This is a genomic window from Amycolatopsis sp. NPDC049159 (assembly GCF_040648295.1).
GTDB lineage: Bacteria > Actinomycetota > Actinomycetes > Mycobacteriales > Pseudonocardiaceae > Amycolatopsis > Amycolatopsis pretoriensis_A.
This window is the reverse complement of the sequence record NZ_JBEZDL010000002.1, coordinates 428992-454316: the sequence shown is the minus strand read 5'-3', so window position 1 is coordinate 454316 and position 25325 is coordinate 428992. Positions and strand designations below refer to the sequence as shown.

Annotated in this window: 17 protein-coding genes; 3 read left to right on the top strand and 14 right to left on the bottom strand. The window is 71.0% G+C overall.

The window, feature by feature from the left end; all coding sequences use genetic code 11:
• Window positions 1-153: 153 nt before the first annotated feature.
• The 13 genes from AB0B33_RS05330 to AB0B33_RS05270 form a co-directional block, all read right to left on the bottom strand.
• Window positions 154-1413 (bottom strand): hypothetical protein, encoded by a 1260-nt coding sequence (locus tag AB0B33_RS05330; RefSeq protein WP_360767133.1) that lies wholly within the window; start codon window positions 1411-1413, stop codon window positions 154-156.
• A gap of 287 nt (window positions 1414-1700) precedes the next feature.
• Window positions 1701-2090 carry a hypothetical protein gene (locus tag AB0B33_RS05325; protein ID WP_360767130.1) on the bottom strand — a complete coding sequence of 130 codons (390 nt, stop codon included), beginning with the start codon at window positions 2088-2090 and terminating at the stop codon, window positions 1701-1703.
• A 58-nt stretch (window positions 2091-2148) separates the two neighbouring features.
• Window positions 2149-4350 carry a 1,4-alpha-glucan branching protein GlgB gene (gene glgB / locus AB0B33_RS05320; protein ID WP_360767127.1) on the bottom strand — a complete coding sequence of 734 codons (2202 nt, stop codon included), beginning with the start codon at window positions 4348-4350 and terminating at the stop codon, window positions 2149-2151.
• Window positions 4347-5729 carry a phosphotransferase gene (locus tag AB0B33_RS05315; protein ID WP_360767124.1) on the bottom strand — a complete coding sequence of 461 codons (1383 nt, stop codon included), beginning with the start codon at window positions 5727-5729 and terminating at the stop codon, window positions 4347-4349. Before AB0B33_RS05315 ends, glgB begins: the two co-directional genes overlap by 4 nt.
• A gap of 5 nt (window positions 5730-5734) precedes the next feature.
• Window positions 5735-7543 (bottom strand): maltose alpha-D-glucosyltransferase, encoded by a 1809-nt coding sequence (treS, locus tag AB0B33_RS05310; protein ID WP_360767121.1) that lies wholly within the window; start codon window positions 7541-7543, stop codon window positions 5735-5737.
• Window positions 7544-7580: 37 nt separating this feature from the next.
• Complete coding sequence (locus AB0B33_RS05305; RefSeq protein WP_247011825.1) at window positions 7581-9563, bottom strand: maltotransferase domain-containing protein; 1983 nt, start codon at window positions 9561-9563, stop codon at window positions 7581-7583.
• Window positions 9564-9802: 239 nt separating this feature from the next.
• A complete protein-coding gene (gene glgX, locus AB0B33_RS05300) occupies window positions 9803-11950 on the bottom strand; it encodes a glycogen debranching protein GlgX (protein WP_360767119.1) in 2148 nt (715 codons plus the stop codon).
• Window positions 11951-12000: 50 nt separating this feature from the next.
• Window positions 12001-13713 (bottom strand): malto-oligosyltrehalose trehalohydrolase, encoded by a 1713-nt coding sequence (gene treZ, locus AB0B33_RS05295; RefSeq protein WP_360767116.1) that lies wholly within the window; start codon window positions 13711-13713, stop codon window positions 12001-12003.
• Window positions 13710-15974, bottom strand: a complete 2265-nt coding sequence (treY, locus tag AB0B33_RS05290; RefSeq protein ID WP_360767113.1) for a malto-oligosyltrehalose synthase — start codon at window positions 15972-15974, stop codon at window positions 13710-13712. Before treY ends, treZ begins: the two co-directional genes overlap by 4 nt.
• Window positions 15971-18097: a glycogen debranching protein GlgX gene (gene glgX, locus AB0B33_RS05285; protein ID WP_360767110.1), complete on the bottom strand. Its 2127-nt coding sequence runs from the start codon at window positions 18095-18097 to the stop codon at window positions 15971-15973. The genes treY and glgX (AB0B33_RS05285) overlap by 4 nt, the downstream gene beginning before the upstream one ends.
• 75 nt (window positions 18098-18172) lie before the next feature.
• Window positions 18173-20104 (bottom strand): 4-alpha-glucanotransferase, encoded by a 1932-nt coding sequence (gene malQ, locus AB0B33_RS05280; RefSeq protein WP_360767108.1) that lies wholly within the window; start codon window positions 20102-20104, stop codon window positions 18173-18175.
• Between the two features lie 220 nt (window positions 20105-20324).
• Window positions 20325-20525, bottom strand: coding sequence for a hypothetical protein (locus AB0B33_RS05275; protein ID WP_360767105.1), 201 nt, complete (start codon window positions 20523-20525; stop codon window positions 20325-20327).
• Entirely contained in the window at window positions 20522-21097 is a 576-nt protein-coding gene (locus AB0B33_RS05270) for a hypothetical protein (RefSeq protein WP_360767102.1), read from the bottom strand. Before AB0B33_RS05270 ends, AB0B33_RS05275 begins: the two co-directional genes overlap by 4 nt.
• 109 nt (window positions 21098-21206) lie before the next feature.
• Here AB0B33_RS05270 and AB0B33_RS05265 point away from each other — a divergent pair, with 109 nt between their 5' ends.
• From AB0B33_RS05265 to AB0B33_RS05255, 3 genes are read left to right on the top strand one after another with little or no spacing between them, the layout of a single operon-like run.
• The gene (locus tag AB0B33_RS05265) at window positions 21207-22376 is read left to right on the top strand and encodes a histidine kinase (protein ID WP_247011838.1); all 1170 of its coding nucleotides are present in this window, start codon (window positions 21207-21209) and stop codon (window positions 22374-22376) included.
• A complete protein-coding gene (locus AB0B33_RS05260) occupies window positions 22373-23041 on the top strand; it encodes a response regulator transcription factor (RefSeq protein WP_247011840.1) in 669 nt (222 codons plus the stop codon). Before AB0B33_RS05265 ends, AB0B33_RS05260 begins: the two co-directional genes overlap by 4 nt.
• A 17-nt stretch (window positions 23042-23058) precedes the next feature.
• Window positions 23059-24522 carry an amino acid permease gene (locus AB0B33_RS05255; RefSeq protein WP_360767097.1) on the top strand — a complete coding sequence of 488 codons (1464 nt, stop codon included), beginning with the start codon at window positions 23059-23061 and terminating at the stop codon, window positions 24520-24522.
• On the opposite strand, the gene AB0B33_RS05250 is transcribed toward AB0B33_RS05255, so the two are convergent.
• Window positions 24500-25282 (bottom strand): hypothetical protein, encoded by a 783-nt coding sequence (locus AB0B33_RS05250; RefSeq protein ID WP_360767094.1) that lies wholly within the window; start codon window positions 25280-25282, stop codon window positions 24500-24502. The genes AB0B33_RS05255 and AB0B33_RS05250 overlap by 23 nt on opposite strands.
• Between the last annotated feature and the right edge of the window lie 43 nt (window positions 25283-25325).

The window sequence follows — 25325 nt, the reverse complement described above, 5'->3', positions numbered from 1 at the left end:
ATCTCTTTGTGTTTGTGATACTTGGCCACTCAACCCCCTTGAAGTGGGCTGCCCGGGCCCGCTGCGCGACCAAGGAAGAGGCGGCCTTCCCAGGGGGCATCGCCACAGCAGCGGGCACTGATGATGAAAGTGAGGTTCCGAAGCTCGGAGGGGCTAGGACTCGGCACTCTGAGCGTTACCACGGACAGCGCGACCGGCTTTTGTCTCCGGCTTCGTGACCGCTTGGACCGCGCGCGCGATCGATTCCTTGCCGGAGCCCGCGGACATGGTGGCCACCTTGTCCTTGACGATGACCTTGCCGCCGATGCCCTGCCACGCCTCGGAGACGACCCAGTTCACTTCGTTCAATGTGGACCGCGCTGCTGCGATGGCGGGCTCGTCGCCGCGGTAGAACGCCGAGCCAAGACTGGCGAGGGCGACCCGGACCGCGATCGTCCTGATCACCCGTGACCGGTCGGCAAGGACCTCGTGCCCACCGAAGTGAGCAAAAATCTCCCCGAACCAGGTCACCGCGGCCTTGTGCAGCCGGTCAAAGTCGACACCGTCCCAGGAGTCCGTTCGCTTCGACTTCACCAACGCCTGATTCGGGCCAAGGACGATCGCCTTGACCATTTGCTCAGCATGGGTGAGCAGAATCCACTCGCCCAGGTTCTGATGGGTCGCGGTCAGCTGCCGGCCCGTAGTCGCGTATTTGATACCCAGCTCGTCGAAGATCTTCTTCGTCGCGGCGATCCACTTGTTACGGGGATCGATGTTCGCTTTGGTGATGGTGTCGACCGGCGTGCCTTCGTAGTTCAGGTCGACGAACATCTGCGCGGCTTGTTCCTGGCTCACCCCGTGGTAGATCTCGACGGTGACCAGCTGGTTGAGCAACTTGTCCTTCAACGCGACGGAGACGTTCTTGTCGGCGTTGATGTAGAGACAGGCGAGATGACGGCTCTCGCCGTCCGCCAAAGCTCCTCTTCCCAGGTGCCCGTAGTCATAGGTGTACCAAGGGTTGTCCAACCCGTCGACGACGGTCGGGTTCGCCAGTTCTTTCATGCGCTGGGGCCAGATGGAGACGAAGCCAGGAAGAACACCGAACGCCTCCTCTGGGCTGACGGCGAACTGCTCCAGCATGTAGGTACGCAAGGCGCCGCGAGTGTTGTTCATCTTGGCCGTCGGGACGAATCGCTCAACCAGAACCGACTCGCCCGCAACACTGCGTCGCTCGAGCGCCTTCTTCTCGAAGGGACGTTGGATGTCTCGCCGGAACGTGGCCAGCTCCTCCGTATGCGGATCGACCGGGAGTTCGTTGTCGACATCTCGCAGAGTTTGCTCGAGAACGAGACCTGATATGTGCTGTTCCAGGACCCAGCCCAGCGTAGTGACAGTGGTGAAGTGAAATTCGCTTCGACGAATCCCGGTGATCATCTTTCGAACGAGCACAACTCCCGCTTCCCTCAAGTATGCGCGAGATAGTGCCGTACCAGCCTTGTGACGTCAAGCGCTCGAGAGACTCTCGAGAAGCAACTCGAGTCGCACTCTACTTGCACTCGAGTTTCGCACCGGCCAGTTTGCGCAGGTCAGGAGAACCGTTCATCATGCACAGGATTTTCCGAGACATGGGCTCAGACGACCGATTTCCACCCGATCGAGCGAGGGGAAAGCCGAACGCTGGGCGATCGATGGCCGCGTGTCGCGGGGCGCGCACACCCCGTTCAGGGCACGGCCAGCCCGCGCTCCCGCAGCGACTGCTCGACGCGCAGCCGCTCGATCTCGCGGTCCATCCCCTCGGGCAGCTCGGCCAGCCGGTGCGGGACGCCGACCTGGCGGCACGCCTGGGTCAGCAGCTCGTCGTACGCCTGGCGCGTGCCGAACCGCCGGGCGGCGGGCGTGCCGGACGGGTAGTCGACGAGCAGCCGGTGCACGCGCCGCAGGTCGGCGGCGACGCGCTCGATCGGGGGGCCGGCCGGCGCGGGCGCGACCCGCCGCGAGCGGATCCGGTGGATCAAGCGGGGAACGCGCAGCGCGCACCAGAAAAGCACCGTGGGGGCGATGCAGACCACGGCGAAGAGGATCAGGTTGACGACGACGCCGGAGTCGTCCATGCCCCCGATGGTAACGCCGGGACGGCACTTTCCCTATGAAAGTGCCGTCCCGACGGCGTTACGCGAGTTCGGGAGCCTGCTCTTCGAGCAGCCACAGGACGCCCGCCGGCGGGAGCTGGAGCACCGCCGAGGCCGGCTGCCCGTGCCACGGCTCGTCGGTCGCCTCCACGACCCCGAGGTTCCCGACCCCGGAGCCGCCGTACGCTTCCGCGTCGGTGTTGACGACCTCGCGCCAGCGCCCGGCGGCCGGGAGGCCGACCCGGTAGTCGTGGTGCGGGACGCCCGCGAAGTTCGCCACGCACGCCAGCCGCGAGCCGTCGGTGCCGATGCGCAGGAAGCTCAGCACGTTGCCGCTCGAGTCGTTCGCGTCGATCCAGCGGAAGCCGTCCAGGGAGGTGTCCTGGCTGAACAGCGCCGGCGACGACCGGTACACCGAGTTCAGCGACCGCAGCAGGTCCTGGACGCCGCGGTGCAGCGGCTCCTCCAGCAGGTGCCAGTCCAGCGACCGCTGCTCCGACCACTCCGAAGGCTGCCCGAACTCGCCGCCCATGAACAGCAGCTGCTTGCCCGGGTGCGCCCACATGAACGCCAGCAGCGAGCGCAGCCCGGCCGCCTTGTTCCAGGCGTCGCCCGGCATCCGGCCCCACAGGGATCCCTTGCCGTGCACCACTTCGTCGTGCGACAGCGGGAGCACGAAGTTCTCGCTCCACGCGTACACGAGCGAGAACGTCATCTCGTTGTGGTGGTACGCCCGGTGGATCGGCTCGTGCGACAGGTACCGGAGCGTGTCGTGCATCCAGCCCATGTTCCACTTGAAGCCGAACCCCAGCCCGCCCAGGTGCGTCGGGCGCGTGACGCCCGGCCACGCCGTCGACTCCTCGGCCACCATCACGATGCCCGGGTGTCGCTTGTAGACGGTCGCGTTCAGCTCCTGCAGGAACTTCACCGCGTCCAGGTTTTCCCGGCCGCCGTACTGGTTCGGCAGCCACTCCCCTTCGTTGCGGGAGTAGTCGAGGTAGAGCATCGACGCCACCGCGTCCACGCGCAGGCCGTCGAGGTGGAACTCCTCGATCCAGTACAGCGCGTTGGCGACGAGGAAGTTGCGGACCTCGTTGCGGCCGAAGTCGAACACGAGCGTGCCCCAGTCGGGCTGCTCGCCGCGGCGCGGGTCCGCGTGCTCGTACAGCGCGGTGCCGTCGAACTTCGCCAGCGCCCAGCTGTCCTTCGGGAAGTGCGCGGGCACCCAGTCCACCAGGACGCCGATCCCGCGCTGGTGCAGGCGGTCGACGAAGTAGCGGAAGTCGTCGGGCGAGCCGAAGCGGGACGTCGGCGCGTAGTACGACGTCACCTGGTAGCCCCACGAGCCGCCGAACGGGTGCTCCGACACCGGCAGCAGCTCCACGTGCGTGAAGCCGGTCTCGACGAGGTAGTCGCCGAGCTGGTCGGCCAGCTCCCGGTAGTCCAGGCCGGGCCGCCACGAGCCGAGGTGGACCTCGTAGACACTCATCGGCGCCGCGGCCCACTCGGTCGCCTCGCGCTGGGCGACCCACTCGTCGTCGTCCCACAGGTGCCCCGACGCGGTGACGACCGAAGCCGTCGCGGGCGGCTGCTCGGTGGCGAACGCCATCGGGTCGGCCTTCTCCTGCCAGTTGCCGTCGGCGCCGAGGATCCGGAACTTGTAGCAGGTGCCCACGCCGACGCCGGGTACGAACAGCTCCCAGATGCCGGACGAGCCGAGCGAGCGCATCGGGTGCCCGCGCCCGTCCCAGCCGTTGAAGTCGCCGATCACGCGGATGCCGCGCGCGTTCGGCGCCCACACCGCGAACGAAGTGCCCTCGACGACGCCGTTCGGCGTCTCGTACGACCGGACGTGCGCGCCGAGCGCCTCCCACAGCCGTTCGTGCCGGCCTTCGCCGATCAGGTGGAGATCCAGCTCCCCCACCGTCGGCAGCCAGCGGTACGGGTCGTCAGCGGTCGTGGTGTGCCCGTCGTACTCGACTTCCAGCCGGTAGTCGCCGGGGTGCTCCGGGACGGCGACGGCGAAGAGCGCGTCGATCACCGGCTCCATCGGGTACCGGTGCCCGCCCGCGTGCAGCGTGACGGCCTTGGCGCCGGGCAGCAGCGATCGCGCGACGAACCCTTTGCCCGCCGGGTGCACGCCGAGGACGGCGTGCGGGTCGTGGTGGGAACCGGCCAGCAGCCGGTCGATGTCGGCAGCCGGCGGGGCCGCGGCCGGGAGGCCTTCCGGAACGGCGTTCACGGTGTCATCCCCTCTCCGCTCGTGATCCGGGCGATCGAAGCGAGCGGCACGCCGAGCCAGTCGGGCCGGTTCGCGTGCTCGTAACCCACTTCGTAGACCGCCTTGTCCAATTCGAAGGCGCGCAGCAGCTCGCCCTGTTCACGCGGGTCCGGCGCGACCGCGGCGTAGCCCTCGCAGAACGCCGCCCGGTTGCGCTGCGACCACTCCAAGGCCCGCTCGACCAGCGCCGGCTCGTCGGGCTGCCCGACCAGCAGCTGCTGGGCCGCGTAGTCGAACGACCTCAGCATGCCCGCCACGTCGCGCAACGGCGAGCGCAGCGCGTGGCGTTCCTCCACCGGCGCCGCGGGCTCGCCCTCGAAGTCGATCAGCAGCCAGCCGCCGACGGTCCGCAGCACCTGGCCCAGGTGCAGGTCGCCGTGGATGTACTGCATGGTCACCGAGCCCGGGGGCAGCGCCTCCAGCTTCTCGAACGCCGCCCGCAGCGCCGGGGCGTGCGCGGCCAGCTCCGGGACCCGCCCGGCGATCGTGTCCAGCCGGGCGGCCATCGCCTTCGTCGTGCGTTCCAGCTCGCCGGCGTCGACGCTCTCCGTGCCGAGCGCTTCGGCCAGGTCGGCGTGCACCTCGGCGACCGCGCGCCCGAGCCGCTCGGCCTCGCCGGCGAAGTCACCGCCGACCTCCTCGGCGTGCAGCTCCGGCGCGGCCATCAGGTCGCGGACGCTGGTGGTGGCCATCGCCCAGCCGTCGACCGCGTCGGCGACGAAGTGCTGCAGCATGCCGACCGTGGTCGGCTCGCCGCCGAGATCGCCGGTGATCGAGCCGAGCACCGGCGCGATGTGCTTGCTGCCCACCCCCTGCAACGCGCGGTGCAGCAGCAGGTCCTTGTTCTTGCCCGGGGTCAGCTTGCGGAACAGCTTGAGGATGTACTGCCCGCCGTAGACCAGGGAGGTGTTGCTCTGCTCCGAGGAGATCGGCCGCGCCCGCAGGCCGGTCTCCAGCTCCGCGTCCGGCTCGTGCTCGAAGACCAGCGACCCCACGGTGCCCTCGCGGGCCATCAGGTCCAGCAGCACGCCGGTGACGTCGAGGTCGCCGGACGCCTCGTAGGCGTTCAGGTCGCCGACGGCCCCGATCCAGCTGCCCGACGAGATCTCCGGCGGGTGCGTCCGCCGGCCCACCAGCAGCTGGTAGGGCTCGCGCCGATCGTCCTGTTCGACCTCGACGACCACGTGCAGCAGCTGCGGGTCGCCTTCGACCAGCTCGGTCACGCCGAGCACCCGGACGCCGGTCACCGGCCGGTCCTTGCCGGCGAACCAGCGCTGCTCGGGCAGCCAGCGCTTCAGGTCGCCGGTCAGTTCGTCGACCAGCTCACGCGGGTCGGACAAGGGACTCACCTCGTTTCGCCTTCGTCTCCCGGGACCGTCAGCTGGAACCAGTAGAAGCCGTGCCCCGGCAGGGTCAGCAGGTACGACAGGTCCCCGATGCTGGGGAACCGCACGCCGCCGGTGAGCTCCACCGGCGTGCACCCGCGGTGCGCGGACAGGTCCAGCTCCACCGGCTGCGGGAACCGGGAGAGGTTGTTCACGCAGAGCACGACGTCTTCGCCGCCGTCCGGGCGCCGCCACTGGCGCTTGTAGGCCAGCACGCTCGGGTTGGACCCGCCCAGGTCGATGAACTCGCCTTCGGCGAACGCGTGGTGCTCCTTGCGCACCTCGATCATCCGCCGGGTCCAGTTGAGCAGCGAGGACGCGTTGTTCGACTGCGCCTCGACGTTCAGGCCCTGGTAGCCGTACACCGGGTCCATGATCACCGGCAGGTAGATGCGGCCCGGGTCGCAGGAGGAGAACCCGGCGTTGCGGTCCGGGGTCCACTGCATGGGGGTGCGCACCGCGTCGCGGTCGCCGAGCCAGATGTTGTCTCCCATGCCGATCTCGTCACCGTAGTACAGAACGGGCGAGCCCGGCAGGGACAGCAGCATCGCGGTGAAGAGCTCCTGCTGGTTGCGGTCGTTGTCCAGCAGCGGGGCCAGGCGACGGCGGATGCCGATGTTGGCCTTCATGCGCGGGTCCTTGGCGTACTCCGCGTACATGTAGTCGCGCTCTTCGTCGGTGACCATCTCGAGGGTCAGCTCGTCGTGGTTGCGCAGGAAGATGCCCCACTGGGACCCGCTGGGGATGGTCGGGGTCTGGGTGAGGATCTCCGAGATCGGGAACCGCGACTCGCGCCGCACCGCCATGAAGATCCGCGGCATCAGCGGGAAGTGGAACGCCATGTGGCACTCGTCGCCGCCGACCGCCGGGTCGCCGAAGTACTCGACGACGTCCGAGGGCCACTGGTTGGCCTCCGCGAGGAGGATGCGCCCGGGGTACTCGTCGTCGACGACCTTGCGGCAGCGCTTGAGGAACTCGTGCGTGCGCGGCAGGTTCTCGCAGTTGGTGCCCTCCTGCTCGAACAGGTACGGCACGGCGTCGAGGCGGAACCCGTCGATGCCCAGGTCGAGCCAGAACCGCAGGGTGTCGATCATGGCGTTCTGGACGTCGGGGTTCTCGAAGTTGAGGTCCGGCTGGTGGGAGAAGAACCGGTGCCAGTAGAACTGGCCGCGCACCGGGTCGTAGGTCCAGTTCGACGTCTCGGTGTCGACGAAGATGATCCGCGCGTCGGCGTAGCGGGAGTCGTCGTCGCTCCACACGTAGTAGTCGCCGTACGGGCCGTCGGGTTCGTTGCGCGACTGCTGGAACCACGGGTGCGCGTCCGACGTGTGGTTGAGCACCAGGTCGGTGATCACCCGGATGCCGCGCCGGTGCGCCTCGTTCAGCAGGAAGACGAAGTCCTCGACGCTGCCGAACTCCGGCAGCACCGCCCGGAAGTCGCTGATGTCGTAGCCGCCGTCGCGCAACGGCGACGCGTAGAACGGCGGCAGCCACAGGCAGTCGATGCCGAGCCACGCCAGGTAGTCCAGGCGGCCGGCCAGGCCGCGCAGGTCGCCGGTGCCGTCGCCGTTGGAGTCGGCGAACGCGCGCACCAGCACTTCGTAGAAAACCGCGCCCTTGAACCACTCCGGGTTGCTCGGCGCCTGCTGCGCCGAGCGGAAGTCCCCGGCCTGGGGTTCGACCAGCATCCCGTCGGCGGTCATCGCCTCACCGGTGTGCGGCACACCGTCCAGCCCCAGTGCCGCGTCGGGGCGGGCCTCTTCCGCCATGGGTTCCACCTCAGTCCCTCGATCCGTTCCTTCCCTGCTAACCGGCCAGCCGCCGCCGGACCGAGACCACGTGGGCCACGGCCCGCCACGGTTCGAGCCGGACGAAGTTCGCCGGTCCCCAGTCCCAGGTGTCACCGGTGACCTCGTCGTGCGCGATCAGCCGCTCGTGCGCCTCGAACCCGAGCGCCCCGGTGTCGAGCCAGAGCGTGCCCTCCTGGGGCCCGTACGGGTCGAGCGTCACGACCGTGACGACGGTGTCGCCGGTGGCCGGGTCCTGTTTGGAGTAGGCCAGCAGCGCGTCGTTGTCGACGTGGTGGAAGTGCAGGGTGCGCATCTGCTGCAGCGCCGGGTGCGCGCGGCGGACGGCGTTCAGCTTCGCGATCCACGGCTCCAGCGAGCGCCCTTCGGCGAGCGCGCGCTCGAAGTCGCGCGGGCGCAGCTGGTACTTCTCGGAGTCGAGGTACTCCTCGCTCCCGTCGCGGACCGGGACGTGCTCGAACAGCTCGTAGCCGGAGTAGACGCCCCACGTCGGCGAGATCGTCGCGGCGAGCGCGGCCCGCAGCGCGAACATGCCGGGACCGCCGCGCTGCAGCGATTCGTGGAGGATGTCCGGGGTGTTGACGAACAGGTTCGGCCGGCCTTCGGTCCAGTGGTCGCGCAGGTCGACGGCGAAGTCGATCAGTTCCTGCTTGCCGGTCCGCCAGGTGAAGTACGTGTAGCTCTGGGTGAAGCCGAGCCGGGCCAGGCCCCACAGCCGCGCCGGGCGGGTGAACGCCTCGGCCAGGAACAGCACGTCCGGGTGGGCGTCCTTCACCGACTGGATCAGCCAGGCCCAGAAGTCCGGCGGCTTGGTGTGCGGGTTGTCGACCCGGAAGATCTTGACCCCGTGGTCGATCCAGACCGTGATCACCCGGAGCATCTCTTCGTAGACGGCCTTGGGGTCGTTGTCGAAGTTGATCGGGTAGATGTCCTGGTACTTCTTCGGCGGGTTCTCCGCGTAGGCGATCGAGCCGTCCGGGCGGGTGGTGAAGAACTCCGGGTTCTTCAGGACCCACGGGTGGTCGGGCGCGGCCTGCAGCGCGAAGTCGAGCGCGACCTCCATGCCCAGCTCCTCGGAGCGGGCGACGAAGGCGTCGAAGTCCTCGAAGGTGCCGAGGTCCGGGTGGATCGAGTCGTGCCCGCCCTCGTCGGCGCCGATGGCCCACGGCGAGCCGACGTCTTCGGGCTTGGCGTCGAGGGTGTTGTTGGGGCCCTTGCGGTTCACCCGGCCGATCGGGTGGATCGGCGGCAGGTAGACGACGTCGAAGCCCATCTTCGCGACGCGGTCGAGCGCGGCCGCGGCGGTGGTGAAGGTGCCGTGCACCGCCTTGCCCTCGGCGTCGACCCCGCCGGTGGAGCGTGGGAAGAGCTCGTACCAGGAGCCGTACGCGGCGCGGCGCCGGTCGACCCAGACCTTGAACGGCTTGCCCTTGGTGATCAGTTCGCGCACCGGGAACTCGCGCATGAGCTGGCGGATTTCGGGCGACAGCGCGGGCCCGACGCGCTCGGCGAGGGAGCGCTCTTCGTCGCGCAGCGCGGTCACCGCGCCGGTCAGCAGCCCCTTCTCCGCGCGGCGGTCGGGACGGCGGGAGACGCGCTCCAGCAGCCGGGCGCCGTTTTCGATGTCGTTGGCGAGGTCCTCGGGCCCCTGCCCGGCGGCGACCTTCACCTCGACGGCGTGCTCCCACGTCGCCCAGGGGTCGCTCCAGGCGTCGATCCGGAAGGTCCACGCACCGGTGACGTCGGGGACGATCACGGCGGCGAACTCGTCGGGGTGGTCGGGTCCCCGCGGCACCATCCGCGTCTGGCGCGTCAGGCGGTCGCCGGGACCGCGCCACGCGACGGTGGCGGCGACGGCGTCGTGGCCTTCCCGCCAGACGGTCGCGGTGACCGGGATGTGTTCCCCCACAACGGCTTTGGCCGGATACCGGCCGCAGCTCACGCTGGGGGAGACGTCGTCGATGCCGAGCCGGCCGGTCATGGGCAACGCCCCTCGGTGTGTCGGTTGGAAGCGCAGGCGTCGTCAGTCTGCCTGACTCGATCAAGCACGATCGAGTCAGGGCTCCTTTCTTCTTTACCCACCTGGGCGCGACCGAAACGCTTTCGCCGCAACGAATTTCCGGCAGGTGTCCGTCAGGTTAAGCGCGCGCCGGACCCGGCCGGCGGCCCGCGCCGCCGGAGACCCGTACCCGAATGGACGACACCCCGCCCCGGTACCGGTCAGTAGGGCTCCGGCTGCGGGTCGGCCGCCAGCCGCGGGGCCCGCAGCAACAGCAGCGACCGCGACTGCAGCGGCACCCGGCTCTTGGCCTCCAGCACGCCCGGGTTGGCCGGGCTGCCGTCCGCGGTGCTCGTGTCGAGCGTCGGCTTGAACGTCTCGCCGTACTCGCGCCCCGGCAGCACCACCTCCGCCGGCGCGTCGCCCGCGTGCAGCCACAGCAGCCACGAGTGGTCGGGCACCAGCGCGCCGTCGCGGTTGCGGGCCTGGCTGTTCGAGCCGTCGATCCACATGCCGAGCGTGTGGCGCTCCTCGAACCAGTCGGTCTCGCCGAGCTCCTCGCCGTCCGGGCGGAACCAGACCAGGTCGGGCTTGCCGGTCGGGGTGGTCCGGCCTTCGAAGAACTCCGGCTGCCGCAGCGCCGGGCTGTTCGCGCGCAGCCGCACCACCCGGCGGGCGAACGCGAGCATGGCCTCGGCCTCGGGGTCCGCCGGCGTCCAGTCCAGCCAGGACGTTTCGCCGTCGAGGCAGTACGCGTTGTTGTTGCCGTGCTGGGTCCGCCAGAACTCGTCGCCCATGGTGAGCATCGGCGTACCGGTGGACAGCAGCAGCGTGGCGAACATGTTCCGGGCCTGCCGGGTGCGCAGCGCGCGGATCGCCGGGTCGGCGGTCTCCCCCTCGGCGCCGTGGTTCCACGAGCGGTTGTCGTTGGTGCCGTCGCGGTTGTCCTCGCCGTTGGCCTCGTTGTGCTTTTCGTTGTAGGACACCAGGTCCCGCAGCGTGAAGCCGTCGTGCGCGGTGACGAAGTTGATCGACTGCCACGGCCGGCGCAGGTTGTGGTCGTAGAGGTCCGACGAACCGGACAGCCGGTAGGCGAGGTCGCGCACGCCGGTCGCGCCGCGCCAGAAGTCGCGGACGGTGTCGCGGTAGCGGCCGTTCCACTCCGCCCACTGGGCGCCGAAGCCGCCGACGCGGTAGCCCTCGCCGGTGGCGTCCCATGGCTCGGCGATCAGCTTGCAGCGGGACAGCACCGGGTCGGTGGTGATCGCCGTGAGCAGCGTCGACGCCGGGTCGAACGCGCCGCCGCGGGGCCGCCCGAGCGTGCTGGCGAGGTCGAACCGGAAGCCGTCGACGCCCATCTCCTGCGTCCAGTACCGCAGCGAGTCGGTCACCAGCCGCACGACGGTCGGCGAGCCCGCCTCCAGGGTGTTGCCGCAGCCGGTGATGTCGGCCATGTGCCCGCGGTCGGTGTGCAGGTAGTAGACCGGCGCGTTCAGCCCGCGGAAGCTCAGCGTCGGCCCGTCCGGGCCGCCCTCGCAGGTGTGGTTGAACACGACGTCGAGGATCACTTCGATGCCCGCCGCGTGCAGGGCGGCCACCATCAGCCGGAACTCCTCGACCTCGTGGCCGGGCTCGCTGGCGTAGGCGGCGTGCGGCGCGAAGAAGCCGAGCGGCGAGTAGCCCCAGTAGTTGTGCCGCCCGGCGCGGACCAGCGACGGCTCGTCGAGGAACGAGTGCACCGGCAGCAGCTCCACCGACGTGACGCCGAGCCGGGTCAGGTACTCGATCGCGACCGGGTGGGCCAGGCCGAGGTAGGTGCCGCGCAGCGCCTCCGGGATGAACGGGTGCTGCTGGGTGAACCCCTTGACGTGCAGCTCGTAGACGACCGCCTCTTCGAACGGCACCTCCGGCTTGGTCCCGGTGTCCGGCCCGCCCGGTGAGGACACGACCGACAGCGGCACGCCGCCCAGGGAGTCCACAGTGGACATCGGGCCGCGCTCGGGGTCGCCGGTGAAGCCCTGGGCCGCGGCCAGGTCGGTCAGCCCGCCGGTGATCTGCCGGGCGTACGGGTCGACCAGCAGCTTGTGCGGGTTGCACCGCAGGCCGCGGGCGGGGTCGTACGGGCCGTGGATCCGGTAGCCGTAGCGCTGCCCCGGCGTCACCCCGGGCACCAGGCCGTGCCAGACGCCGAAGGTGCGTTCGGTGAGCGCGATCCGGCGTTCCGATCCGTCGGCGTCGATCAGGCACAGCTCGACGGCGTCCGCGACGGCGGACGTGATCGCGAACCGCACACCGCCGGCCTCGGGGTGGGCACCGAGCGGGAAGGGGCGGCCGGCGAGGACGTGGTCGGCGGAAGGTCGTGTGGCCATTCCTGAATCGTCCCAGATACCGGCCGCTTCGCGCGCGATGTGCGGTCCGGTTATCGGGTTTCGACCAGAACGAAACCGTCCGGCGGCAGCTGGGCGGCCCCGCCGCCGGCTTCGGCCCCGCCCCAGGCGAGCAGGGCCGACGTGGCCCCGAGCGGGAGCGTGACCTGGCCGGGACCGAAGTTGACCGCCAGCCGCAGCGTGCCGCGGTGCAGCACCAGCCAGGACCCGTCCGGGGCGCTGTCGATGCGCACGTCCGCGACGCCGGGGTCGGCCAGCGCGGGGTGCTCGCGGCGCAGCTTGATCAGCGAGCGGTACAGCTCCAGCACCTCGCGGTGCCCGGGACGCTCCACTTCGGTCCAGTCGAGCCGCGACCGGTCCACGGTGGCCGCGTCCATCGGGTCGGGCACGTCGGACTCGCCCCAGCCGTGCCGCGAGAACTCGCGACGGCGGCCCGTGCGGACGGCTTCGGCCAGCTCGGGGTCCGGGAAGGAGGCGAAGAACTGCCACGGCGTGCTCGCCGCCCACTCCTCCCCCATGAACACCATCGGCGTGAACGGCGAGCAGAACAGGAGCGCCGCGCCGCAGCCGAGCCGGCCCGGCGAGACCGTCGCCGAGAGCCGGTCACCGGTCGCGCGGTTGCCGATCTGGTCGTGGTTCTGCAGGTAGCCGAGGAAGCGGTGGCCGGGCACGGTCCGCGTGTCGACCGGTCGGCCGTGGGTCCGCTCCCGGAAGGACGACCAGGTGCCCGCGTGGAAGAACACCTCGCGCAGCACCCGCTCGAGCGCGTCCGGCGCGGCGAAGTCGGTGTAGTACCCGCTCGTCTCGCCGGTCAGCTTGACGTGCAGGGCGTGGTGGAAGTCGTCCGACCACTGGGCGTGCAGGCCGTACCCGCCGCGTTCGCGGGGCGTGACGAGCTTCGGGTCGTTGAGGTCGGACTCGGCGATCAGCGTCAGCGGCCGGTTCAGCGCCGCCGACAGCGCGTCGACCTCGGTGGCGAGCTGTTCGAGCAGGTGGACGGCCCGCCGGTCGAGCAGCGCGTGGACGGCGTCCAGGCGCAGCGCGTCGATGTGGAAGTCCCGGAACCAGCTCAGCGCGTTGTCGAGCACGTACCGCCGGACTTCGTCGGAGCCGGCGCCGTCGAGGTTGAGGCCGGGCCCCCACTCGTTCTGGCCGGCGAAGTACGGGCCGAACCGGTCGAGGTAGGCGCCGGAGGGCCCGAGGTGGTTGTAGACGACGTCGAGCACGACCGCCAGGCCGCGCGCGTGGGCGGCGTCGACGAACCGCTTGAGCCCGTCCGGGCCGCCGTAGGGCTCGTGGACCGCGCCCCACAGGACGCCGTCGTAGCCCCAGCCCGCGGTGCCGTCGAAGGAGTTCACCGGCAGCAGCTCGACGTGCGTGATCCCGAGGTCGACGAGGTGGTCGAGCCGGTCGATCGCGGCGTCGAAGGTGCCGCCTTCGGTGAACGTGCCGAGGTGCAGTTCGTAGACGACGGCGCCCGGGAGCTGACGGCCGTGCCAGGCGTCGTCGGTCCACTCGAACTCGCCGTGGTCGTAGACGCGCGACTCGTGGTGGACGCCGTGGGGCTGCCACCGCGACCGCGGGTCCGGCAGCGGCTTCTCGTCGTCGTCGAGCAGGAAGGCGTAGTTGATCCCGTCGGCGTCGGCGTGCCACCAGCCGCCCTCGCCCGCGGTCATCTCGTGCACCTCGGCGTCGACGGACACCCGGGCCCGCTCGGCGGACGGGGCCCAGACACTGAACCTCATGCGTCTCCTCGCACCAGCAACGCGACGGGGTAGCGGTCGAACAGGGTGGCCACGTCCGGCGTGGCGTCGCGGCCGGTGAGGACGTCGGTCCAGACGCCGTCCGGCAGCGGGAGCACGGTGTCGCGCCAGCCACCGGCGGCTTCGAGGCCGACCGGCAGCCGGGTGACCGCGACGGCCAGGTCCGCGCTGCGGGTGTAGGCCAGGCAGTGCTCCGCCGCGACGCCCTCGGCGCGCAGCGGACGGTAGCCGCGGAACAACGCGGGGTGCTCCTGGCGCAGCTTCAGCGCCTTGTGCACGACCAGCAGCTTCGCCGCGCCGGACGCGTCGATCTCCGGCAGCTCGCCGTCGGCGATCCGCGCGAGGAGCTCACGGCGGACCGCGTAGTCGACCGGGCGGCGGTTGTCCGGGTCGACCAGCGAGAAGTCCCACAGCTCGGTGCCCTGGTAGACGTCCGGGACGCCGGGCGCGGTCAGCTGGACGAGCTTCTGGCCGAGCGAGTTGCTCCAGCCCGGCCGTTCGATCCGCGCGACGAACGCGGCCACGTCGGGGTCGTCGACGACGGCATCGGGCCAGGCGGCGACGGCTTCTTCGAAGGCCTCGTCGTGGTCGGTCCAGCTGGTCCGGAGCTTGGCTTCCTTGGCCGCCTTGTCGAGGTAGTCCCGCAGCCGGGCGGGCTCGATCGGCCAGGTCGCGACGAGCGTCTGCCAGGCGAGCAGGTTGAGCGACGGCTCGTCGATCCCGTGGCTCGCGGTCCACCGCCGGACCGCGTCGGCGAACTCGCCCGGCACTTCGGCGAGCACCGCCATCCGGGCGCGGGTGTCCTCGGACCGCTTGGTGTCGTGCGTGGTCAGCGTCGTCATCGCGGCCGGGTACCCGGCTTCGCGCTCGGCGGCCAGCCGGTGGAACTCCTCGACGTCGAGCCCGAAGCGGTCCGGGTTGCCGCCGACCTCGTTGAGCGCGGCGAAGCGGGTGTAGCGGTAGAACGTCGTGTCCTCGGTGCCCTTGGCCACGACCATGCCGGACGTCTGCTGGATCCGGGTGGCCAGCTCGCCGTCCGGCTCGGCGCGGACCTGCGCGTCGAGGGCTTCGAGCGCGCCGGCGAGGTCGGGCCGGGCCTGGCGCGCCCCGGCGATCGCGGCCGCCCAGTGCGCCGCGCCTTCGGGCAGGTAGGAGCGGTAGACCGGGAAGGCGATCATGGTCTCGGCGACCGCCTGCCGGGCCTGCTCGGCGTCGACGTCGCGCAGCAGCGCCGCGATCCGCCGGACCTCGGCGACCAGGATGCGGTCGGTGACCAGGCGCCGGGCCTCGGCTTCGACGCGGTGGTAGCCGGTCTTCACGCCCAGTTCGTTCGCCAGCTCGGTGTAGGCGGGCTCGGCGGCCGGGCCGACGAAGACGCCGGCGATCTCGCGCAGGGCGTCGTAGCCGGTGGTGCCGTCGACCGGCCAGGTCTGCGGCAGCGGCTCGCCCGGGTGCAGGATCTTCTCCGCGACGATCCACGCGCCCGGGGCGTTCTCCCGCAGCCGCCGGAAGTAGCCGCCGGGGTCGGCGAGGCCGTCCGGGTGGTCGACGCGCAGGCCGGTGACGTCGCCGTCGGCGACCCAGCGCAGCACCTCGCCGTGCGTCTCGGCGAACACCGTCGGGTCCTCGACGCGGACCGCGGCCAGGTTCGTGATGTCGAAGAACCGGCGGTAGTTCAGCTCCGCGTTGCCACGGCGCCAGCCGATCAGGCGGTAGTGCTGGCGCTCGTGGACCTCTTGCGGCGTCCCGCTTTCCGTGCCGGGCGCGATCGGGAAGCGGTGGTCGTAGTAGGCGAGCTCGCCGTCCTCGACCGACAGCTCGGCGACGGCTCCATCCTCGCCCAGCACCGGCAGCAGGATCGGGCCGCGGTCCCAGTCGACGTCGAAGAAGGCGGCGTACCGCGAGTCGCGGCCGTGCCGCAGCACGTCCCACCAGAACCGGTTCGCCTTCGGGACCTCGACCGACATGTGGTTGGGCACGATGTCGACGACCAGGCCGAGCCCGGCTTCCTTCAGCTTCGCGCTCAGCTCGCGGCGGGCGTCCTCGCCGCCCAGCTCGGGCCGCGCGCGCGTCGGGTCGACGACGTCGTAGCCGTGCGTCGACCCGGGCGTCGCGTCCAGCACCGGCGACGCGTAGAGCGCGCCGATGCCGAGGTCGCGCAGGTAGCCGGCGAGGCCGGCCGCGTCCGCGAAGGTGAACTCCGGGCGCAGCTGCACCCGGTAGGTCGACTCCGGCACCGTCATTCGGGATCCGTCTCCGTCCGCTGCAGCACGATCAGGGACCGGGCCGGGAGGGTGAGCTGGCCGCCGCCTTCGATCGGCTCCGCGCCGGCGGGTTCCACCTCGCCGGTCGCGGTGTCGACGACGACGGTCCAGTGCTCGCCGTACCCGTTGCCCGGCAGCTTGGCGTCGATGTCTTCGTAGTGCGCGTTGAAGGCCAGCAGGAACGAGTCGTCCTCGACCTTCATGCCGCGCTGGTCGAGGTCCGGGATCGCCTTGCCGTTGAGGAAGACGACGACCGCCTTGCCGAAGCCGTCGTCCCAGTTCTGCTCGGTCATCTCCTCGCCGGCCGGGGTGAACCAGGCGATGTCGCCGAGCTTGTCGCCCTTGCCGACCGGGCCGCCCTGGAAGAACCGGCGGCGGCGGAACACCGGGTGCCGGTGCCGGAGCGCGCTCAGCCCGCCGGTGAACCTGACCAGGTCGGCGTTGTCCTTGGCCAGCTCCCAGTCCATCCAGGACAGTGCGGAGTCCTGGCAGTAGACGTTGTTGTTGCCCTGCTGGGTGCGGCCGAACTCGTCGCCGTGCAGGATCATCGGGACGCCCTGCGACAGCAGCATCGTGGCCAGCATGTTCCGCTGCTGCCGCTCGCGCAGCCCGAGCACCTCGGGGTCGTCGGTCTCGCCCTCGACGCCGCAGTTCCACGAGCGGTTGTCGTCGGCGCCGTCGCGGCCGTCCTCGCCGTTGGCCTCGTTGTGCTTCTCGTTGTAGGACACCAGGTCCCGCAGCGTGAAGCCGTCGTGCGCGGTGACGAAGTTGATCGACGCGAACGGGCGGCGGCCGTCGTCCTGGTAGAGGTCCGACGAGCCGGTGATGCGCGAGGCGAACTCCCCCAGCGTCGAGGGCTCGCCGCGCCAGAAGTCGCGGACGGTGTCGCGGAACTGCCCGTTCCACTCCGTCCACAACGGCGGGAAGTTGCCGACCTGGTAGCCACCGGGCCCGACGTCCCACGGCTCGGCGATCAGCTTCACCTGGCTGACGATCGGGTCCTGCTGCACCAGGTCGAAGAACGTGGACAGCCGGTCGACGTCGTAGAACTCGCGGGCCAGCGCGGAAGCGAGGTCGAACCGGAAGCCGTCGACGTGCATCTCGGTCACCCAGTAGCGCAGCGAATCCATGATCAGCTGCAGGGTGTGCGGGTTGCGGACGTTGAGGGAGTTCCCGGTGCCGGTGTAGTCCATGTAGTACTCGGGCTCCCCCTCCACCAGCCGGTAGTAGGCCTCGTTGTCGATGCCCCGCATCGACAGCGTCGGCCCGAGGTGGTTTCCCTCGGCCGTGTGGTTGTAAACCACGTCCAGGATGACTTCGATGCCGGCCTCGTGGAAGGCCTTCACCATGCCCTTGAACTCCTGGACCTGCCCGCCCTCGCCGGGCATCGCCGCGTACGAGTCGTGCGGCGCGAAGAACCCGATCGTGTTGTAGCCCCAGTAGTTCGTGAGGCCCTTCTCCTCCAGCCCGTGGTCGGAGACGAACTGGTGCACCGGTAGCAGTTCCACGGCGGTGACACCGAGCTTCTGCAGGTGCTCCACGACCGCGGGGTGCGCGAGACCCGCGTACGTGCCCCGCAGCGCCTCGGGCACGAACGGGTGATTCACGGTCATGCCCTTGACGTGGGCTTCGTAGATGACGGTCTCGTTGTACGGCCGCTTCGGCTGGCGGTCGTTGCCCCAGTCGAAGAACGGGTTCGCGACCAGCGAGTACGGCACCCGCCCGGCGGAGTCGGCGTCGTTGCGCTCGTCCGGGTTGTCGAACTGGTAGCCGAACAGCGATTCGTCCCACTTCACGCCGTGCGAGACGGCCTTCGCGTAGGGGTCGATGAGCAGCTTGTTCGGGTTGCAGCGCAGGCCGCGCTTCGGGTCGTACGGGCCGTGCACCCGGAACCCGTACCGCTGCCCGGGCCCGACGTTGAGCAGGTAGCCGTGGTGGACGAAGCCGTCCACCTCTTCGAGCGCGTGCCGCGTCTCGTTGCCCTCGGCGTCGAACAGGCACAGTTCGACCCGCTCGGCCACCTCGGAGAACAGGGCGAAGTTCGTCCCGACTCCGTCGTAGGTGGCGCCGAGCGGGTAGGGCGTTCCTGGCCAGGGCCGCACTGGGGTCTCCTCGAGCTTGGTCGTGCTTGTGCCGTCCGTGGTGACGGACGTGAGTCGTGCGCCGCGCGGTACCCGTTACCCGGGCAAGGGGCGTGCCGCGGCCAGCGGCGCGACCGCGGCGCGGACCCCCTTCGCGGTGAAGAAGCCGTCGACGCTGACGGGAAGGCGAATCCGCCAGTTAGGGTACTGGTCGACGGTTCCGGGCAGATTCGGCTGCCGCACTTGGCCCGCGACGTCGGCCGGCGACGTCAGCACGAGCCGTGACGCGGCCTTCGCGAGCAGCGTGTGCAAGGCGACGACCGGGTCACCGGCAGGAATCCCTTCGCGCGCAACAAGATCCATCAGCGCTTCGCGCTCGGCCGCGGCCGCTTCTTCTTCGGCGTCGGCACCGCGGTCCAGCAGCCCCAGCTCGGCGCGCACCCGGACGTGCTCGCTCTTCAGCCAGCCCGAAACGGTCGGCAGGTCGTGCGTGGAGATGCTGGCCATCGCGTCCGGATCCCAGCTCTCCGGCCGCGTGAACGGCTTGCCCGGCGCGTCCCAGTCGCGTTCGAACCACAGGACGGCGGAGCTGAGCATGCCCCGCTCGTGCATGGTTTCGGTGACGACGTCCTCGACGGTCCCCAGGTCCTCCCCCACGACGACGGCGCCCGCACGGTGCGCCTCGAGCGCGAGCACGCCGACCATCGCCTCGGCGTCGTAGTGCACGTACGTGCCGCGGTGCGCGGGCTCGCCCGGCGGGATCCACCAGAGCCGCCAGAGCCCGGCGATGTGGTCGACGCGGATGCCGTCGGCGTACCGCAGGACGCCCCGGATGACGTCCCGGAACGGCGCGTACCCGGCCTCGGCCAGCTTGTCCGGCCGCCACGGGGGCAGGTTCCAGTCCTGCCCCTGCTGGTTGAACGCGTCCGGCGGCGCGCCCACCCGCACGTCGGCGGCGAAGACGTCCCGCACCGCCCAGGTGTCCGCTCCGCCGGGGTGCACCCCGACCGGCAGGTCGTGCACGATCCCGACGGTCATCCCGGCGTCCCGCGCGGCCTTTCGCGCGGCTTCCAGCTGGACCCGGCACAGGTGCTGCAGCCAGCCGTGGAAGGCCACGCGGTCCTTCAGCTCTTCGCGAGCCTTTTCGACCTCGGCCCCGGCGGGGTCCCGGAGTCCTTCGGGCCAGTCCCGCCAGTCGGCGCCGTGCTGTTCGGCGAGCGCGCAGAAGAGCGCGAACTCCCGCAGGTCAGGGTCTTCGGGCACCTCCTCGGCCCGGTGCGGCCAGAGCAGTTCGAGCGCGGCCCGCTTCGCCGTCCAGACGGCGTCGTAGTCGATCAGGTCGCCTTCCCGGTCCGGCGCCAGCGACTCGACGGCCTCCCGCGTCGCCGCGTCGGCCTTCGCGAACGTCTCGGTGGCGGTGACGCGCAGGTAGACGGGATTGGCGAACCGCCGGCTCGCGGGCGAGTAGGGCGACCGCTCGACGGGGTGCGCGGGACTGATCGCCTGCACGGGGTTGACGAGCAGCACCCCGGCATCCAGCTCGGCGGCCGACCGCGCGGCGAAGGTGGCGAGGTCGGCGTAGTCCCCGATGCCCCACGACCCGGGCGAGTGCAGGGAGTACAGCTGCAGCATCCAGCCCCACGCGGGCTTGACGACCGGCAGCTTCGCGGGCACGACGGCGAGCACGACGTCCTGTTCGGCGGTCACCACCCGGTGCCAGCCGAGCGGCAGGTCACCGGGCAGTTCCCCGTGGGCCGGGCGCCGCGTCCCGTCCTCGAGAACGACCTCGGCGTCCCCGGGCAACGGCCGGGTGGCGCCCTCCTTGACGACGATCGTCGGCGGCAGCGCACCGGTCTCGGCCACGGCTTCGTCGCTGGTGGGATCGACCCCGAACTGCCGGAGAACGGCGGCGACGACCTCGTCGTCCACGTCGACCCAGATCTGATCGGCGTTCTCGTACCGGGTGGCAACGCCATACCGGTCGGCAAGCTCCTGCAGGACACGGCGGGCGGCAATCTCATCGGGCACGGCCCCAGCATTCCGGTACCGGGCCGTCCCCGCCATCCACACGGACGGACGTCACCCCGGCGGCCGGTCGGCGACCGGGGCCGAACCCGGTGTGCGCGCCCCGGCGCCGTGACGCGGCGGGCCGCGCCCCAGGTGTTCGGGCACCCTCGGCCGCGCCGTCCTCTGTGTCCACCGCACTCTCTCCTCTCACTCGGTTCCCGGCCGCGCTCACCTCTCTCCCTCACCCGCTCCCCTTCTTCGCCCGGACCGCGAACAGCACCACCGCCCCGCCGAGGACCATCACCACGCTCGCCGCCACGTGCAGCGAGGGCGGCAGCACGTGCAGCTGGACGAACCAGCTCGGCGAGCCCGCCCCGAGCAGCCGGTTCAGCAAGCCACCCGCGCCCTGGACCACCAGCAGGATCCCGAGCAGCTCGATCACGACCGCACCTCCTCGCGCTTCCCGAACAGCTCTTCCCAGACCGGGCCGGTGACCAGCCAGATCACCGTCACCGTGCCGAGCCGCGGGAACCACCCCCACAGCGGCGCGACCTGCTCCGGCGTGCCGATCGCCCAGATCGCCGCCAGCAGCGCCACCGCCGCGAGCCCGCAGGCCAGCAGGCACTTGAAGAACTCGCGCCACTCGTGCCGCGCCTTCTCCCGCCCTCGCCGTTTCGGTGGTGGTGGCGGCCCGCCGGCGAACCGGTGCGCGAACCGCTCGTCGGCCCAGCGGACCAGGCTCGGCCCGAACACGACGCTGAACCCCAGGTACACCGCCGCGAGGCCGTGGGTGAAGTTCGCCTTCGCCCCGCCCGCCAGGTCGGCGGCCGTCGCCACCAGCACTACGACGTCGATCAGCGGCACCGTCGCCAGCAGCACCGCCGACGCCCGGCGCGCCCGCAGCACGTACCGCACGGCCAGCCCGGCCGCGATGACCACCCAGAACCCGATCTCGCCCGCCGCGATCACGACCGCCATCGGGTTCTCCGCGAAGAACTCCCCAATTCCGTTCACCCCTCCACGCTCTCCCAGGCTGCGGCTCCGACGCGTCGTCGGAAGGGAGGACCGGGCGTCATCACTTCGTAGGACGCGGACCCGGCACCGGGTGTGCTGGGATGATCACATGCAGTTCCCTCGCCTTCGCTCGCTGCCGGTGTGGCAGCAGGACGCCCTGATCGCCCTCGCCACGGGGGCGATCGGCTTCGGCGTCTACGCGGCCGGCATCCACCGGGTGCTGGCGGGGTACGACCACGCCCCGCTGTGGGTGCGGCTGCTGGAGCTCACCGCGCTGTGCGGGCTGGAGCTGCTGCGGCGGTGGGTGCCGGGCGCGCTGCTGCTGGCGACGGCGGTGCTCGCAGCGGACATCTGGCTGGGCCCGTCGCTGCCGGTGCTGATCGTCTACACCGACTTCCTGTACGCGGCGACGCTGTACGGCTCCCGGCGCACCAGCCGGGTGATGATCGGCGTCGCCGCGGTGTCGGTGGTGGGCGTGCTCGCCGCGGTGCTTCTGCTGGCGCAGGAATGGCGCACGGCGGTGCTGGCCGCGGTGAGCGTGCTGCCGTTCGTCGTGACACCGGTGTGGTGGGCGGCGAACGTCCGGCAGCAGCGCGACATCGCCGACACCGAGCGGGCCAACGCGGCGCAGCTGGCGAAGATCGCGGAGCTGGATCGGCGGGCGGCGGTCGCGGCCGAGCGCGGGCGGATGGCGCGCGACCTGCACGACGTGATCGCCGGCCACCTTTCGGCCATCGCGATCCAATCGGAAGCGGCGCTGTCGCTACCGGATCCGAGGCTGGCGAGGACGGTGCTGGAGTCCGTACGGGAAAACAGCGTGAGCGCCCTGGAGGAAATGCGCACGATGATCGGGTTGCTCAAAACCGAGAGCGGGCGCGCGGCGGCGACCGTGCCTTCCCGGCTGGCGGAACTGGCCGGGCTGGTCGAGTCGGCGCGGGCAAGCGGCCTGGACGTCAACCTCGGATCCACTGTGGACACCCAGGTACCCCTGCCGGCGGCGGTCGACCTGACCGCGTACCGGATCACGCAGGAGGCACTGACCAACGCGGTCAAGCACGCCCCGGGCGGGAAGGTCGACGTCGACGTCTGCTACCTCGACGGCGTCCTCGCGGTCGAGGTCCGCAACGACGTCCACCACCCGAAGGACGGCAGCGGCACCGGAACGGGCCTGCTGAACATGCGCGAACGGGCCGACGCCGTGGGCGGCAAGCTCACCGCCGGCCCGGAGGGCGAGGGCTGGCTGGTCCGCGCGGAATTGCCGGTGAGCGATCCCCGATGACCGTCACCGTCCTCATCGCCGACGACCACGACGCGGTCCGGTTCGGCCTCAGCACCATCCTCAACCACGCCGAGGGCATCGAAGTCGTCGGTGAAGCCGCCGACGGCGCGTCCGCCGTGCGGCAGGCCCGCGCCCTCCGCCCGGACGTCACGCTGATGGACGTCCAGATGCCGGGCACCGACGGGATCACTGCCACCCGGCAGCTGGTCGCCGAAGGGCTCACGCAGGTCCTCGTGCTCACCACGTTCGACCTCGAGGAGTACGTGGACGGCGCGCTGCGGGCGGGCGCCGCCGGATTCCTGCTCAAGTCGGTGGCGGCGCCGAGGCTGATCGAGGCCGTGAAGCTCGTCGCGGCCGGGGAAGGCGTGCTCGCCCCGCAGATCACGAGGCGGCTGATCAGCGCCTTCGCCGCGGCCACCCGCGGCCCGGCCCCGGCACCCCAGGGCCTGTGCACCCTCACCGAGCGCGAACGCGAGGTGCTCGCCTGCCTCGGCGAGGGGCTGTCCAACTACCAGATCGGCACCCGGCTGTACATCGGCGAGACCACCGTCAAGACGCACGTCTCGCGTGTGCTGGGCAAGCTCGGCCTGCGCTCCCGGGTCCACGCGGCGATCCTCGCGCAGGAAAACGGGCTGGTCGTTGCCGATCTGCGAAAACCCCCGTGACCTTCTAACTTCTCCTCATGGGTGTGCGGAGAACGCTGAACGTGGACGAGGTCCTGGCCCGCCAGGACTCCGGTGAGCTCAAGCGGCGGCTGCGCGGACGCGACCTGGTCGGGTTCGGCGTCGGGATCATCATCGGCACCGGCATCTTCACCCTCGCGGGCGTCGAGGCGAAGACGCACGCCGGGCCGGCGGTGACGCTGTCGTTCGTGCTCGGCGCGGTCGTCGCCGGGCTCGCGGCGCTGTGCTACGCCGAGCTCGCTTCCAGCGTCCCGACGGCGGGAAGCGCTTACACGTACGCCTTCGCCACCCTCGGGGAGGTGTTCGCCTGGATCATCGGCTGGGACCTCCTGCTGGAGTTCGCGCTCGGCGCCGCCGTGGTGTCGCGGGGCTGGTCGGGGTACCTGGCGAACCTGCTCGGGCTGTCGCCGGAGTGGTTCGGCGAAGACGCGAAGGTCAACGTCGGCGCGGTGCTCATCATCGCCGTGCTGACCGTCGTCGCCGTGCTGGGGATCAAGGAATCGGCCTGGCTGACCAACCTGCTGGTGTGCGTGAAGGTCGCCGTCTGCGTGCTGGTGCTCGCGGTCGGCCTGTTCTTCGTCAAGGGCGCCAACCTGACGCCGTTCATCCCGCCGGCCCAGGCTCCCGAGGCCGGGACGACGGTGCTCGAACAACCCATCGTCCAGGCCGCGCTGGGGCTCGAACAGTCGGTGTACGGCATCGCCGGCATGGTCACCGCCGCGGCGGTCGTGTTCTTCGCCTACACCGGTTTCGAAGCCCTCGCGAACCTCGGCGAGGAGACGCTGAACCCGCGCAAGGACCTCCGGGTCGGCATCCTGGGCGCGCTCGGCGTGTGCGCGCTGCTCTACATCGGCGTGTCGATCGTGCTGACCGGCATGATCCCGTTCACCGACATCGACACGGGCGCGCCGCTGGCGGACGCGTTCGACCGGGTCGGCCAGCACTGGGTGGGCGCGCTGATCTCGCTCGGCGCGGTGACCGGCCTGACGTCGGTGATGATGGTCGAGCTGGTGACGATCGGGCGGATCGGGTTCGCGATGGGCCGTGACGGCCTGCTGCCGAAGGCGCTCGGCCGGACGCACCCGCGCTGGGGCACCCCGCACCGGATGACGATCGGCGGCGCGGCGCTGATCGCCGTGCTGGCCGCGTTCATCCCGATCTCCGAGCTGGCCGACATGGTGAGCATCGGCGCGTTGTCGGCGATGATCATCGTGGCGGTGGCCGTCCCCGTGCTGCGGCGCCGCCGTCCCGACCTGGACCGGCCGTTCTCGGTGCCGTTCTCGCCGGTGATCCCGATCGTGGCCGCGCTGGCGTGCCTGTACCTGATGCTCAACCTCAACGTGCTGACGTGGATCCGGTTCGCCGCGTGGCTGGTGATCGGCCTGGTGATCTACTTCGCCTACGGCCGGCGGCACTCCCGCTTCGCCCCCGAGGCCGCGGCTAGTCCCAAGGAGACGGACTGAGCCCGGCGACGCCCGCCGCCTCGCGCACCACGCCGGCCTGCTCGGCGTCGACGACCACGAGGACGCCGAGCCCGGTCAGCGCCGCCGTCACCCATTCGACCGGCTGGTCGTGGATCCCGTTGTCCCCCAGTGACGCGTAAGTGTCCACAACGGACACCAGGGTGCCTTCGGCGCCGATCCGGACCCCGGCCAGGAGCACGAAGTGGCCGCCGGGCGGGCGCCAGCGGGACGTCCAGAGGGGCGGGACGCCGGTGTCGAGGTAGTCGAGCAGCGCGCGTTCCGGGGTGTCGTGGGCGCCGAGCTCGGCGCCGTCGATCCGGGCGATCACCGCGACGCGCGGGACGTCCCACAGCCCGACCAGCAGGTCGAAGAGCGCCTCGGTGGTCCACACCCCCGTCACCGGCACGGCCGTGAGAGCGCCGCGCGACAGCGAGCCGACGGCCGAGGCCAGCCCGGAGACCCTCGTGCCGGCGGCGGACGGGTCGTCGACGCCCGGCAGCGGCAACCGGAACCCGGCCCGGCCCGCCTCGCCCGGCGGGCGCACGACCGGTCCGCGGACGGTGCCCGCGGCCGCGGCGACGGCGTCCTGGTCGAGCACGTCGAGACCGGCCGCCCGCAGCGCCGCGAGGCCGCAGAACGCCGCGGCCAGGCCGTCCTTCTGGGGCAGCTCCGCCTGGGCCACCGCGGCCAGGCGGGCCCCGCCCGGCAGCCAGCGCACCCCGGACAGGTCGAGCTGCCCGCCGTCGATCCCCGAAGACATCGGTCCCCTCAGTGGCTTCCCGGATTCCGTGGGGTCATCATCC